At 65.2% G+C, this 13,736-nt stretch carries 12 protein-coding genes; 2 read left to right on the top strand and 10 right to left on the bottom strand.

The genetic code is table 11. The features are described 5' to 3' along the window. Positions 1–2 precede the first annotated feature (2 nt). The 3 genes from Q0030_RS30020 to thiD all read right to left on the bottom strand — a co-directional run bounded on the left by Q0030_RS30020 (position 3) and on the right by thiD (position 3,054). A complete protein-coding gene (locus Q0030_RS30020; protein WP_298375469.1) occupies positions 3–1,094 on the bottom strand; it encodes a glycosyltransferase family 1 protein in 1,092 nt (363 codons plus the stop codon). After that, positions 1,091–1,903 carry a UDP-2,3-diacylglucosamine diphosphatase gene (locus Q0030_RS30015; RefSeq protein WP_050403538.1) on the bottom strand — a complete coding sequence of 271 codons (813 nt, stop codon included), beginning with the start codon at positions 1,901–1,903 and terminating at the stop codon, positions 1,091–1,093. Before Q0030_RS30015 ends, Q0030_RS30020 begins: the two co-directional genes overlap by 4 nt. A 353-nt stretch (positions 1,904–2,256) precedes the next feature. Beyond that, positions 2,257–3,054, bottom strand: coding sequence for a bifunctional hydroxymethylpyrimidine kinase/phosphomethylpyrimidine kinase (thiD, locus tag Q0030_RS30010; protein ID WP_298375461.1), 798 nt, complete (start codon positions 3,052–3,054; stop codon positions 2,257–2,259). A 195-nt stretch (positions 3,055–3,249) separates the two neighbouring features. Here thiD and Q0030_RS30005 point away from each other — a divergent pair, with 195 nt between their 5' ends. Then, positions 3,250–3,495, top strand: a complete 246-nt coding sequence (locus Q0030_RS30005) for an Lrp/AsnC ligand binding domain-containing protein (RefSeq protein WP_016845986.1) — start codon at positions 3,250–3,252, stop codon at positions 3,493–3,495. A gap of 58 nt (positions 3,496–3,553) precedes the next feature. Here the strand turns inward: Q0030_RS30005 and Q0030_RS30000 are convergent, their stop codons facing one another. Next, positions 3,554–4,483 carry a cytochrome c gene (locus tag Q0030_RS30000; RefSeq protein WP_298375458.1) on the bottom strand — a complete coding sequence of 310 codons (930 nt, stop codon included), beginning with the start codon at positions 4,481–4,483 and terminating at the stop codon, positions 3,554–3,556. 167 nt (positions 4,484–4,650) lie between these two features. Here Q0030_RS30000 and Q0030_RS29995 point away from each other — a divergent pair, with 167 nt between their 5' ends. Further along, positions 4,651–5,073: a CHRD domain-containing protein gene (locus tag Q0030_RS29995; RefSeq protein ID WP_298375456.1), complete on the top strand. Its 423-nt coding sequence runs from the start codon at positions 4,651–4,653 to the stop codon at positions 5,071–5,073. A gap of 81 nt (positions 5,074–5,154) precedes the next feature. Here Q0030_RS29995 and Q0030_RS29990 read toward each other — a convergent pair whose 3' ends face one another. From Q0030_RS29990 to Q0030_RS29965, 6 genes are all read right to left on the bottom strand, one after another. Then, the gene (locus Q0030_RS29990) at positions 5,155–5,601 is read right to left on the bottom strand and encodes a cytochrome c (protein ID WP_298375454.1); all 447 of its coding nucleotides are present in this window, start codon (positions 5,599–5,601) and stop codon (positions 5,155–5,157) included. 103 nt (positions 5,602–5,704) lie between these two features. Next, positions 5,705–8,014: a xanthine dehydrogenase family protein molybdopterin-binding subunit gene (locus Q0030_RS29985; RefSeq protein ID WP_298375451.1), complete on the bottom strand. Its 2,310-nt coding sequence runs from the start codon at positions 8,012–8,014 to the stop codon at positions 5,705–5,707. A gap of 128 nt (positions 8,015–8,142) precedes the next feature. Then, complete coding sequence (murJ, locus tag Q0030_RS29980) at positions 8,143–9,672, bottom strand: murein biosynthesis integral membrane protein MurJ (protein WP_298375448.1); 1,530 nt, start codon at positions 9,670–9,672, stop codon at positions 8,143–8,145. A gap of 103 nt (positions 9,673–9,775) precedes the next feature. Next, positions 9,776–10,927 carry a DegT/DnrJ/EryC1/StrS family aminotransferase gene (locus Q0030_RS29975; protein WP_298375445.1) on the bottom strand — a complete coding sequence of 384 codons (1,152 nt, stop codon included), beginning with the start codon at positions 10,925–10,927 and terminating at the stop codon, positions 9,776–9,778. 33 nt (positions 10,928–10,960) lie between these two features. Beyond that, positions 10,961–11,977 (bottom strand): Gfo/Idh/MocA family oxidoreductase, encoded by a 1,017-nt coding sequence (locus tag Q0030_RS29970; protein ID WP_298375443.1) that lies wholly within the window; start codon positions 11,975–11,977, stop codon positions 10,961–10,963. A 249-nt stretch (positions 11,978–12,226) separates the two neighbouring features. Next, positions 12,227–13,639: a mannose-1-phosphate guanylyltransferase/mannose-6-phosphate isomerase gene (locus tag Q0030_RS29965; RefSeq protein ID WP_298375440.1), complete on the bottom strand. Its 1,413-nt coding sequence runs from the start codon at positions 13,637–13,639 to the stop codon at positions 12,227–12,229. Between the last annotated feature and the right edge of the window lie 97 nt (positions 13,640–13,736).

The raw sequence follows: 13,736 nt of genomic DNA, 5'->3' as shown, positions 1-13,736 counted from the left end.
GTCTAGCGTGAGGTGGAATGCGGCGCCGGCAGCGCCGCGAAATGATGCTCTTCGGCGCCGAATTCGAACGCCTCCCCTTCCCCGTCGGGCGCCGCGGGGCGGACGTTCATGCAGCGGTCGATGAACACCCGCGCCGACGCCTGCCAGGTGTGGAGCGCGGCGAAATCGACGCAGGCCTGCCGCGGGATGCTGAGCGCCTCCAGGCAGGCGTGGCGCAGATCCTCGTCAAGCACGCCGACCGGCGCCGCGCCGATCACGTCGCGGGGACCGGTGACCGGAAAAGCGGCAACCGGCAGGCCGCTGGCTAATGCTTCAAGGAGCACCAAACCGAACGTATCGGTGCGGCTGGGGAAAACGAACACATCGGCCGCGGCATAGATTTCGGCCAATTCTTCCCCATGGCGGGCGCCGAGGAAGACGGCTTCGGGATATTTCCGCTCCAGCGCCGCCCGCGCCGGGCCGTCGCCGACCACGACCTTGGTGCCGGGCAGATCGAGATCGAGGAACGCCTCGAGGTTCTTCTCCACCGCCACCCGGCCGACGCTGAGATAGACCGGCTGCGGCAGGCAGAGATCGACATCGCGCGGGTGGAACAGCGCGGTATCGACCCCGCGCGACCACAGCACCACGTTGCGGAAGCCGCGCTGACGCAGCTCGGCGGCCAGCGCCGGGGTCGCGGCCATCACCGCCCGGCTCGGCCGGTGGAACCAGCGCAGCGCGCGCCACACCCAGGCTTCCGGAACCGGCGTCCGTGCCGAGACGTACTCGGGAAAGCGGGTGTGGAAGCTCGTCGTGAACGGCAGGCCGTGCTTGCGGCAATAGCGGCGGACCGACAGCCCGATCGGGCCTTCGGTCGCGATGTGGATGCTGTCGGGCTTTGCCGCCTCGATCAGGCTTGCGACCTTGGCCTGGTAGGGAAGTGCCAGCCTCAGATCGCGATAGCTCGGCATCGCGAAGGTGCGGAACTCGTCCGGCGTCAGGAAGCTGACCTCGACGCCGAGCGATTTCGCCGCCTGTGCCATCATGGTCAGCGTGCGGACAACCCCGTTGACTTGGGGATGCCACGCATCGGTCGCGACCAGGATATGCGTCATGCAGCGCGTGCCGTCACTCGCGGAACTGGCGCGATCCGGCGCACCGGGTCGGTCCAGGTGATGATCTCGAAATGGCCGTCCTCGTGCTCGGCGAGCGCCGTGCAGCTCTCCACCCAGTCGCCGCAATTCATGTAGCGGATGCCGTGCTCGTCATGAATCGTCGCGTAGTGGATGTGGCCGCAGATCACGCCGTCGCAGCCGTGACGCCGCGCCTCGCCGGCAAGTGTCGCCTCGAACGCGCCGATATAGTTCACCGCCTTCTTGACCTTCAGCTTGGCCCATTGCGACAGCGACCAGTACGGCACGCCGAACATCTTGCGGAAGAAGTTGACGAAGCGATTCATCTGGATCGCGAAGTCGTAGGCCTTGTCGCCGAGATGGGCGAGCCAGCGCGCGTTCTGCACTACGAGATCGAAGATGTCGCCGTGGATCACGAGGTAGCGCTTGCCGTCGGCGCCGGTGTGAACGGTGTTCTCCACCACGTCGATGCCGCCGAAATGCGTGCCGTAATATTTGCGCAGGAACTCGTCGTGGTTGCCCGGGACGTAGATCACCTTGGCGCCCTTGCGCGCCTTGCGCAGCATCTTCTGCACGAAATCGTTGTGGGTCTGCGGCCAGTACCAGTTCGACTTCAGCGCCCAGCCGTCGACGATATCACCAACGAGGTAGATCGTGTCGGCGTCGTGGGAGCGGAGGAAGTCCAGCAGGCGGTCGGCTTGCGAACCGCGGGCTCCGAGATGGACATCGGAGATAAACAAAGTGCGAAAGCGCCGCTCGGGGCTTTCTTCACTCAAGGAGTCACTTCCCATGCCTGTGCACCTAACAGCTTCCTGTGACAAGGCGATGACGATCCCCGCGACCCAAGGCCTCACTAACAGTTAACGAGAATCAGCAGCACGCCCCTTCCCTGCGGATAACAGCGGCGTGCGACAATCTGGCGACATGGGTGGACGCAGCTGTGCGGAACAGGCGTTGTGTTGCCTGCATATCGCGGCGGAACAGCAAGCGATTGAATACGTAGCCCGGATGCAGCGAAGCGCAATCCGGGGACCACGTCCGCGGATAAACTGGTCCCGGATTTCGCGGAGCCTGTCATCGGGCGCGCATTCGCGCGACCCTTTGGCTGCAGCTGGGCTACAAACTTCACCCGGGCTACCGAGCGTCAATAATATTTGTGGAAGTGATGCACCGGCCCGTGGCCGTGTCCGACGGCGAAGCGATCGGCTTCTGCAATCGCATCCGTGATCCAGGCCTTGGCGTTGCGCACAGCGGTCTCCATGCCTTCGCCCTTCGCGAGCCCTGCCGCGATCGCCGATGACAGCGAGCAGCCGGTGCCGTGCGTGTTCGATGTGGCAATGCGTGGCGCCGCGAGCGCGATGCTGCCCGCGCCATCGATCAGATAGTCGATGCTCTTGGCGCCATGCCCATGGCCGCCCTTGACCAGCACCGCGCGACATCCCATCGCCAGCAATTGCCTGCCCTGTCGCTCGACGTCGGCCTCGCTCGCAGCGACCGGCTCGTTCAGCAGCGCTGCCGCTTCCGGCAGGTTCGGCGTGATCAGCGAGGCCAGTGGAAACAGCATGGTCTTCAACGCATCGACCGCCTCTGCCGCCAGCAGCCGATCGCCCGAAGTTGCGACCATCACCGGATCGAGCACGACATGGCGCGGCGCCCAGCGCTGCAGCCCATCGGCAATCGCCGCAATGGTCTCGGCCTGCGCCACCATGCCGATCTTGACCGCGCCGACATTGAGGTCGGAGAACACCGCATCGATCTGGGCCGTGACGAACGCCGCGGGCACCGGATGGATGCCGCTGACCCCCGTGGTGTTCTGCGCGGTCAGTGCCGTGATCGCGGAGGCGCCATAGACCCCGAGCGCGGCAAAGCTCTTGAGGTCGGCCTGGATGCCCGCCCCGCCCGAGGAATCCGAGCCGGCAATGGTGAGCGCGACCGGCGTCATCGTGCGGCACCGGCGGTTGCGACGAATGAGACCATTACGAACGAGATCATGGCCTGTCCTAGCCCGGCCGGCCATCGGCAGCAAGTTCGCCTGACTTTACCACGAGTTGGCCTTGCCTTGACGGCTTGCCTTGGCCCCTTGCTTTGGCCGCCCGTTTTTGGCCTATAGTCGCGGAAATCCCCGGAGACGACTTTGATGGTTCCTTTCTTCGTCCAGATCAAATGCAAGCTCGGCCAGTCCTACACCGTCGCCAATGCGCTGGCGGAAGCCGAGATTGCGTCCGAGATCTATTCCACCGCGGGCAATTACGATCTGCTGGTCAAGTTCTACGTCGACCACGACACCGACATCGGCCATTTCATCAACGAGAAGGTTCAGGTGATCCCGGGCATCCAGGACACCCTCACCATCATCACCTTCAAGGCGTTCGGCGCGAAGTAGACCCGCTGCGAGCTCACTTTTGTCATGGCCGGGCAGAAGCGCATCTTGATGCGAGGTCTCAGGATTCCTTCTCCTTCTTCACCGGTTTCGGCGGTCCCTCGACCGGCGGCAGCGACTTGATGTATTCGGCGATCGCGTCGCGATCGGCCGGCGAGAGCTGCGAGGTGTTGCGGATCACGCGCACCATCGACCCGCCGGCGCTATCGCCGTCCGGCGTCTGGCCGCTCTCGAGGAAATAGACGATGTCCTTCGCGCTCCAGTCCGCGATCCCCCGCGGCGTGATGTTGGGTACCCAGCCTTCGCCCTCCGGATTCGGTCCACCCGCGAAGCGCTGCGAGCTGATGATGCCGCCGAGGAAATTGCGCGGGCTGTGACACTCGGCGCAATGGCCGAAGCTGTTGACGAGATAGGCGCCGCGATACCAATGCGCCGAGCGGCTCGCATCCGCGACGAACGGCTTGCCGTCCATGAACAGGAATTTCCAGACACCGACATTGCGCCTGATGTTGAAAGGAAACGGCACATCGTGGTCGCGCACCTTGCCGGCGACCGGCGGCAAGGTCTTCAGATAGGCGAACAGGTCGCGGACGTCATTGACCCTGGCGTGCTGATAGGACGTGTAGGGAAACGCCGGAAAATAGTGCGTCCCCGACGGCGAGGTGCCCTTCATGACCGCAGTGACGAAATCAGCCTCACTCCAGCGGCCGATACCGTCGTTCGGATCAGGCGAGATATTCGGCGCATAGAAGGTACCGAACGGCGACGGTATCGCGAGCCCGCCGCCGAGCCGGGTGCGGTCGTCCTGCTTCGGCACGGCATGGCAGGAGGAACATCCTCCCGCATTGAACGTTGTGAGCCCGTTGGCCAGGTTGGGCTGGTAGGCGGGCAGCGCGCTCGCGGCGACGGTCGCGGGGATCGTCAGCCACCAGAACACGCCGAAGCCGATCAAGCCGGCCAAAGCGGCCAGGAGGAGAATTCGTCGCAACATTCACCGATCCGTCATTGGTCGCGTCAGTTCATCAACCAGTATGATGGCAACCGTTCGCACAAGCTCGCATCAAATTTGCCGCACTCACGATCATTTTGGGAATAAATCCGGAGCGCCGCGGTTTGAAGATTGCAACCATCTTGTGACGTCAAAAAGGGGAGAGAACCATGCCAAACAAGACCTTGCTTGCCACGCTGACATTGGGCGCCGCAATCGCCCTCGCCGGTCCGGCCTTTGCCGAGAAGCTGCACGCCAAGCTGGACGGCAAGGCCGAAGTGCCTGCGAATACCAGCGCCGGCACCGGCACTGCCGACATCGACTACGACGCGGCCACCAAGAAGCTGAGCTGGAAGCTGACCTATTCCGGCCTGTCGGGCCCTGCGACCGCCGCGCATTTCCACGGCCCCGCCGAGGCCGGCAAGAATTCCGGTGTCGCGGTCGCCATCCCGAACGCGACGTCGAGCCCGGTCGAGGGCAGCGCGACGTTGACCGACGCGCAGGCCGCCGATCTCCTCGCCGGCAAGTACTACGTCAACGTTCACACCGCGGCCAACCCGGGCGGCGAAATCCGCGGCCAGGTCACCAAGTAGAGGCACACCAACAAGAAACGGCCGGCACAAAAAAGGGCGGACGCCTCACAGCGTCCGCCCTTCTCGTTGACCGAATGGCAATCAGCCCTTCTTGAGGCGATAGGTCTCGTGACAGCCGCCGCACTGCTTGCCGATCACGGTCAGCTCGGCCTTCAGCGTGTCGACATCCTTGATCTTGCCCTTGGCGTCAGCGACGGATTTGGCAAAGCTCGCGATGTGCTGCTCGAAGCCGGCCTTGTCTTCCCAGATCTTCGGCCCAGCGGAGTAATCGCCATCCGTCTTGAGACCCTTGCTGCTATCAGGGAAGAGCGTCGGCAGCTTCTTGGCGGTGTCCTCGAACTTCGCCAGCGCGGCGTCGACCGTTGCCTGGTCGTAGGGCTTCTCGCCCTTGATGATGGCCCCGAGCGCACCGGCGTTCTTGCCGGTTTCTTTCATCTGGGCCTGGGTCTGCTTGACCTGATTTTGGTCGGCCACCACCGCCCCCGCACTCAACGCAAGCATCGCTGCAACGACGACAATCCGCTTCATCGGCAAAACCCCTCAATCGTGCTCTGTCCCGGTCCGCAGGTGCGCGGCCGGCCTGATTTGCAAACACCGCAGGCGGAATCTTCATTCCGCCTGCGACAATTTATCAGAGATTATGGCGGCGCTGCGCCTCGCGGATCGCGATCCAGATCCGTTCCGGCGTGGCCGGCATGTCGACGTGGTCGATCCCGAACTCGCGATGCAGCCCCTCGACGATCGCGTTGACGACCGCCGGACACGAGCCGATCGCGCCGGCCTCGCCTGCGCCCTTCACGCCGAGCGGGTTGGTCGTGCACGGCACGTTGTGGGTCTCGAACACGAAGGACGGCCCGTCGGCGGCGCGCGGCATCGCATAGTCCATGAAGGTGCCGGTGACGAGCTGACCGTCGGTCGGGCTGTACACCGCCTGCTCCATCAGCGCCTGCCCGATGCCCTGCATCGCCCCGCCATGAACCTGGCCCGCGAGCATCAGCGGATTGAGCGTAACGCCGAAATCGTCGACGATGACGTAGCTGACGATCTTGATGATGCCGGTGGCGGGATCGATCTCGACCTCGGCAAGATGCGTGCCGTTCGGATAGGTGCCGTCGGCGCTGGCGAAGGTCGCGCTCGCGTTCATCTTCGACGTATCGCCGCCGGGACGTTTGGCGAGATCGGCAAAGCCGACCGAGCGGTCGGTGCCGGCAATGCGGACGCGGCCGTCGGCGATTTCGAGGTCGCCGGCGCCGGCTTCCAGCGCCTGCGCCGCAAGCTCCTTCAGCTTGTTGCCGAGCTCGTGCGTCGCCCGCTGCACGCTGACGCCACCGGACGGGATCGAGGCCGAGCCGCCGGTGCCGAGACCGGTCGCGATCTTGTCGGTGTCGCCCTGCAGCACATGGACGCGCTCGGGCGGCACGCCGAACTGCTCGGCGACGATCTGCGCATAAGCGGTCTGGTGGCCCTGCCCGCTCGACTGCGTGCCGATCAGGATCGAGATATCGCCGTTGGGATCGAGCGCCACGTTGGCGGTCTCCTCGCCCATGGTGCCGCAGACCTCGACATAGCTCGCCATGCCGATGCCCCGCACCAGGCCGTCCTTCTTGGCCGCCTTGGCGCGCTTGCCAAACTCCTTCCAGTTGGCGATCTCCATCGCGCGCTTCATATGCGCGACGAAATCGCCGGAGTCGTAGACCTTGCCGGTCGCCGTCGTGTAGGGCAGCGACTTCGGCGGAATGAAATTCTTCCGCCGGATCGCGTCCGGCGTCATGCCGAGTTTTCGCGCGGCGGCATCCACGAGCCGCTCGATCACATAGGCCGCCTCCGGGCGGCCGGCGCCGCGATAGGCATCGACCGGCACCGTGTTGGTGAACACGGTGCGGACGCGGCAATGGAAGGCCTTGATGTCATAGAGGCCCGGCAACATGCCGGCGCCGCCATGCGGGATGTAGGGGGCAAAGGTCGACAGATAAGCACCCATGTCGCCCATCAGGTCGACATCCATGCCGAGGAATTTGCCGTCCTCGGCGAGCGCCATCTTCGCGGTGGTGAGGTTGTCGCGGCCCTGCGCGTCGCCCATGAAGTGGTCGGAGCGCTCGGCGGTCCATTTGACGGACTTCTTGAGCTTGCGCGCTGCGACCGAAATCAGCGCATATTCACGATAGGGAAACAGCTTGGTGCCGAAGCCGCCGCCGACATCCGGGCAGATCACCCGCATGTTCTCCTTCGGCATCTTCAGGATCATGTCGCAGAGGATCTCGCGCAGGCGGTGGCTGCCCTGGCTGCCGATCGTCAGCGTCAGGTGATCCTTCTTGGCGTCGTATTCAGCGACCGCGGCGCGCGTCTCCATGAAATTGGTGATGACCCGCGGATTGACGATGGTGATCTCGGCCACCGCATGGGCCTTGGCGAAGGCCGCCTCGGCGGCGCCCTTGTCGCCGATCGAGACGTCGAACAGCAGATTGCCGGGCTTGTCCGGCCACACCTGCGGCGCGCCCTTCTTCACCGCATTGACGAGGCCGGCCACCGCCGGCAGCGGCGTCCACTTGACGTCGATGGCCTCGATCGCGTCGCGGGCATGATCGACGGTATCGGCGACCACAAAGGCGATCGCGTCGCCGACATGGCGCACTTCATCCTTGGCGAGGATCGGATAAGGCGGTGCGGTGAACGGATCGGTTTCGAGATTGAACAGGCACGGCAGGCCGCCGAGCTCGGCGACATCGGCCGCGGTCAGGATCAGCGCCACGCCGGGCATGCCGCGGGCCTTGCCGGCATCGATCGTGTAGGTCGCGTGCGCATGCGGCGAACGCAGCATCAGCGCGTGCAATGCGGGAGACGGGGCGACGTCGTCGGTATAGCGGCCCTTGCCGCGAATCAGAGCGTCATCCTCCTTGCGCCGTACACTTTGTCCGACGCCGAACTTGATGGGAGCTGCCATCGTCTCTCCAATTGCCTTGGTTGTTTGCATGCATATTGGCGTGGTTGTCAGCGAAGCGCAAACCGCTTTCCGCCGCACGCGACGCTATCCCACGGTCGGCTCCTATGCATTTGATTTGACAGGTAAAACTATACACGCCGCAGCGCGAATAGCCAGCCGCGGCCGAACAGCGTGAGGATCAGCAAGGCGTAGACGAAGGCGCCGACCGTGACCAGCAACAGCAGGATCATCTCGTCGCGAAAGATCTGCATCGGCGCGAACCACACATAGGCGAAATGCGAGGTCAGCCACAGCGCGAGCGCGAGCAGCAGGCCGCAAATCGCGAAAGTGCCGAACGAGCGGATCAGCGCGCGATCGAACGCGAGATAGCCGCGGCGCACCGCGAACAGCAGCACCAGCAGCAGATTGACCCAGGCCCCGACCGCAGTCGCGAGCGCGAGCCCGACCTGCGCCAGCGTGCCGACCAGCGCGATCTTCAGCGCGACGTTGACCGCGACCCCCGTCAGCGCCGCCTTCACCGGGGTTGCGGTATCCTTGCGGGCGTAGAAGGTCGCGACCGCGCTGCGGATCATCACAAAGGGAATGAGCCCGACCGCATAGGCCGCAAGCGTGGCACCTGCGCTGGCAGCATCGGCCTTCGAGAAGGCGCCGCGGGCGAACATCGCGCGCATGATCGGATCGGCAACCGTCAGGAACGCCGCCACGAACGGCACCGAGAACAGCAGCGTGAAATCGAAGGCGCGGCGCTGCGCGGCCATGGCGCCTGTGTGATCGTCGGCGGTCAGGCGCCGCGACATCTCCGGCAGCAGCACGGTGCCGATCGCGATCCCGATCACGCCGATCGGCAATTGATTGAGACGGTCGGCGTAATACAGCGCTGACAGCGCACCGGCAGGGAGGAAGGTCGCGATGATGGTGTCGGCGAACAGCGCCAACTGTGTGCCCATCGAGCCCAAGGTCGCCGGCCCCAGCGCGCGGAAGAAGGCGCGGACGTCCTCGTCGAGCTTGAGCGGCGCGAATCGCGGCAGGCCGCCGTGGCGGCCGAGGTCGCCGGCGAGCAGGAAGAACTGCAGGAAACCCGAGATCAGGACGCCCCAGGCCGCGGCGTGGCCGGCGCTGGGGAAGAACGCCGCGAGCGCCAGCGTCATCATCATGGCGAGGTTGAGGAAGATCGGCGCCGCGGCGGCGCTGGCGAAGCGATGCATCACGTTGAGCATGCCGCCATAGAGCGTCACCAGCGTGATCAGCAGCAGATAGGGGAAAGTGATCCGCGTCAGCTCGATCGCGAGCTTGCGCTGCGCTGCGTCCTCGGTGAAGCCCGGCGCGAGAATGCTCATCGCCTGCGGCATGAACGCCATCGCCAAGACAAGCAGGATCACCTGCGAGGCGAACAGCAGCGTGAAGATGCGGTCGGCGAACAGCCGCGCCGACGCCTCGCCGCGCTCGCCATGGACATGGGCATAGGCCGGTACGAAGGCGGCATTGAAGGCGCCTTCGGCAAAAATCGCGCGGAAATGATTGGGCAGCCGCAGCGCCACGAAGAAGGCGTCGGCGACCGGCCCGGCACCGAGGATCGCCGCGAGCATGATGTCGCGCGCGAACCCGGTGACCCGCGATAGCAGGGTATAGCCGCCGACGGTGAAGATGCGCCCAAGCATGGGCTGCTTCTAGCGCATCATCACCCTACGTCAAAATGACGTATTCAGAACGTTAACGATCTAGGCATGATCCAGCCCGAAAACCGGTAGCCACTTTTCGGGATCATGCCTGTAGCGCGCTGCGCACAGCCGCGATGACGCGGTCCTGCGCCGCCTCGTCGAGATAGGGGTGCATTGGCAGGGCGATGACGTCCTTCGACAGGCGCTCGCTGACCGGCAGGCCGCCGTCGGCAACCGGATAGTGGCTGTAGGCCGTCTGCTGATGGACCGACTTCGGATAGTAGATCATGGTCGGCACGCCCTGCGCCTTCAAGGCGGCCGCGAAGGCGTCACGATCGATGCCGTTGGTCAGACGGATGGTGTACTGCGCCCACACCGAGGTGCAGCCGGGAGCAAGGCGCGGCACCGAGACCAGGTTGCCGAGCGCGCGCGAATAGCGTTCCGCCACCTTGTTGCGCGCGGCGATCTCGTCATCGAAGATCTTCAGCTTCTCGAGCAGGATCGCCGCCTGCATGGTGTCGAGCCGCGCCGTGAGGCCGAGCCGCACGTTGTCGTACTTGTCCGAGCCCTGGCCGTGGACGCGGATGCTGCGCAGCGTGCGCGCCAGTTCCTCGTCGTCGGTGAAGATCGCGCCGCCGTCGCCGAAACAGCCGAGCGGCTTGGCCGGGAAGAAGCTGGTTCCGGTCGCGAGCCCGAAGGTGCCGAGCTTGCGGTTCTTGTAGGTTGCGCCAAAGCCCTGCGCGGCATCGTCGAGCACGAACAGGCCCTCGGCCTCGGCGACCGCGCCGATCGCGTCGTGATCGGCGCTCTGGCCAAACAGATCGACCGGGATCACGGCAACCGGCTTCAGCCCGCGCGCCCGCGCCGTCGCAATGCCGCGCTTCAGCGAATTGACGTCGATGTTGAAGGTCTCCTCATCGACGTCGACGAAAACCGGCGTCGCACCGGTCAGCGTCACGACTTCGCCGGTCGCGCAGAAGGTGAAGGTCGGGCACAGCACCGCATCGCCCGGCCCGACATTCTTGGCCATCAGGACCATCAGCAGCGCGTCGGTGCCGCTGGCGCAGCTCACCACGTGCTTGGCGCCGCTATAGTCCGCCAGCGCCTTCTCCAGCGCGGTGACTTCCGGGCCATTGATGAACTGGCAATGGTCGAGCACGCGCGCGACCGCGTCATCGATCGACTTGCCGAGCCGCCGGCGCTGCGCGGCGATATCGATGAAGGGAATGGGCTCAAGCTGCATATGCTGGTTCATGGAAGCTCTTTGCACGTGTTGAATGAATGACGATCAGCCGGCGATGCGGCGCGGTCCCTTGCGCATCGTCGCCGCAGCGGGCCGCGCCGGCGATTCCAGGCAGCGGATCGCGATCTCGAGGCTCGCCACGCCTTCGTCGCCGGACACCGCCGGCAGCTTGCCGCTGCGCACGGCATCGAGGAAGGCGATCAGCTCGGCGCGCAACGGCTCGTCGTGACCGACCGGCAGATGACGCATCGAATAGCTGCCGTCCGGCTTGAAGCCGAAGCATTCGGTGACCTGGCGCGTGAGCAGGTCGCCCATCACGTATTTGCCGCGGGTTGCGACCGTCACGTTGCGCGCCTTGAACGGCGTCAGCCAGTTGGTGTTGATGTGGGCGAGCACGCCGGACGCCGTGCGGAACTGCAGCAGCGCGATGTCCTCGCGCTCGGCGACCGCGCTCGAGAGCTGCGGCTGCACCTCGACGATGTCGGACTCGGTGAACCAGCGGATCAGGTCGATGTCGTGCACGGCAAGATCGATCACGACGCCGACATTGGACATCCGCGGCGGGAACGGGCCGACCCGGGTGATGCCGATCGACAGGATATCCTCGCCGGAGATCGCCTGCTTGATCGCGGCGACCGCCGGATTGAAACGCTCGACATGGCCGACCATCAGCGTGACGCCGGCCCGCTCGGCGGCCGCGACGATCTCGCGGCCCTCTTCGACCGTGGATGCGACCGGCTTCTCGACCAAGATGTGGATGTTGCGCGCGATGCAGGCGAGCGCGATCTCGTGATGCAGGTGGGTGGGAGCTGCGATCGTCACCGCATCGATGCCTTCGGCAAGCAGCTGATCGAGGCTCTCGAAGGCGCGGCAACCGACCAGGTCGATGGCGCGTGTGCGGTGTTCCGGCAGCGGATCGACGATGCCGATCAGCACCACGCCGGGCAGTCCGGCCAGCACGCGGGCATGGTTGCTGCCCATCACGCCGGCGCCGATCACGCCGACGCGCAATGCGCGGCCGATATCGGCCCTCGCGCCGGCTGCGGACACTTTTGCATTCATATCGTAGACCCCAAGTAGCGTTCTGGCGGTTGTCCCGGCTCCTCAGGGAGCCATCCCGGCTCCGAGGGAATCAGACCAAGGCCCCTCGTCCCGATCTGCGCCTCTGGCGCAAATCACCCCGCTTCGTTGGCAGCCGCTATAGCACGGCGTCACAAATGTGGCGAATGCCAACGGCGAAATCCGGACACGTTTTGATTCAAAGAGTTACATCGTCCCGCGCCCGGCGATCGGCGCGGGAACCAGCTCGCCTCAGCTGCGCCGGTAGTCGTCCTCGATGCGGATGATGTCGTCCTCGCCGAGATAGCTGCCGGTCTGCACCTCGATCAGCTCGAGCTGGATCTTGCCAGGATTCTCCAGCCGGTGCACGGCGCCGATCGGGATGTAGATCGACTCGTTCTCGTGCACCGTCTTGATGAGCTCGTTGACGGTGACCTGGGCTGTGCCGCGCACCACGATCCAGTGCTCGGAGCGGTGATGGTGCTTCTGCAGCGACAGCCGCCCGCCCGGCTTGACGATGATGCGCTTGACCTGGTGGCGGTCGCCATTGTCGACCGACTGATAGGAGCCCCAGGGCCGATGCACCTTGATGTGGTTCTCGGTCACCTCGGGCGCCGCCACTTTCAATTTCGCGACCAGCCGCTTCAGCCCGTTGGCGTCCTTCTGGCGTGACACCAGCACGGCGTCCTGGGTCGCGACCACGACGAGGTCGTCGACGCCTTCGAGCGCGACCAGCGCCCGGTCGGTCGAGACGTTGCAATTGCGGGAGTCCTCGAACACCGCCGCGCCGCGCGCCGCGTTGCCGAGGCTGTCTTTGTCGGAGAGCTCCCAGACCTGGCGCCACGAGCCGATGTCGGACCAGCCGCACGCCACCGGCACCACCGCGGCATGAGCGGTCTTCTCCATCACGGCATAATCGATCGAGATCGCCTTTGCCGCGCCGAACGCCGACGCATCGAGCTTGACGAAGCCGAGATCGCGCGTCGCAGTAATGACCGACTGCTCCACCGACGCAATACTGTCGGCATCGACATTGCGATACTCGTCGAGCAGCACGCCGGCGCGGAACATGAAGTTGCCGCTGTTCCAGAGATAGCCCGCATCGATATAGCCTGCCGCCGTCGCGGCATCCGGCTTCTCGACGAATTTTGCCACCGCGCGCACCTCGCCGGCGACCACCTCACCCGGGCTGATGTAGCCGTATTCGGTGGCGGGCCGTTCCGGCTTGACGCCGAAGGTCACGATGCGGCCGGCTTCGGCAGCCACCAATCCGCCGCGGCACGCGGCGACGAAGGCCGCCGTATCCCGCACCAGATGGTCGGCGGCGAGCGCCAGCACGATCGCCTCGCTGTCACGGCTCTGCGCGAATGCCGCACCGGCCGCGATCGCGGGCCCGGAGTCGCGGCGCATCGGCTCCAGCAGCACATCGGCCTCGCGGCCGATCTCGGCCAGCTGCTCCAGCACCATGAAGCGATAGGCCTCATTGGTGATCACGATCGGCCGCTCAAACAGGCCGGCGTCGGAGACCCGCAGCAGCGTCTCCTGGAAGGTCGAGCGCGCCCCGAACAGCGACAGGAACTGCTTCGGATGCACCTCGCGCGACGCCGGCCAAAGCCGCGTGCCTGCGCCGCCGCACATGATCAGGGGAATAATTCGTCGATCCATCGATGCCTCAAGTCCTGTCGTGCCAGTCCTGTCGTATCCATCCGCGGACGGCACACCAAATTGGCCCGGGGCGGCCGTGGCCGGCAGCCCTGTTACC

Source organism: uncultured Bradyrhizobium sp., assembly GCF_947648125.1.
In the GTDB taxonomy this organism is placed as follows: Bacteria; Pseudomonadota; Alphaproteobacteria; order Rhizobiales; family Xanthobacteraceae; genus Bradyrhizobium.
The sequence above is the reverse complement of the archived record's forward strand: the minus strand, read 5'-3'. Positions and strand labels throughout refer to the sequence as shown.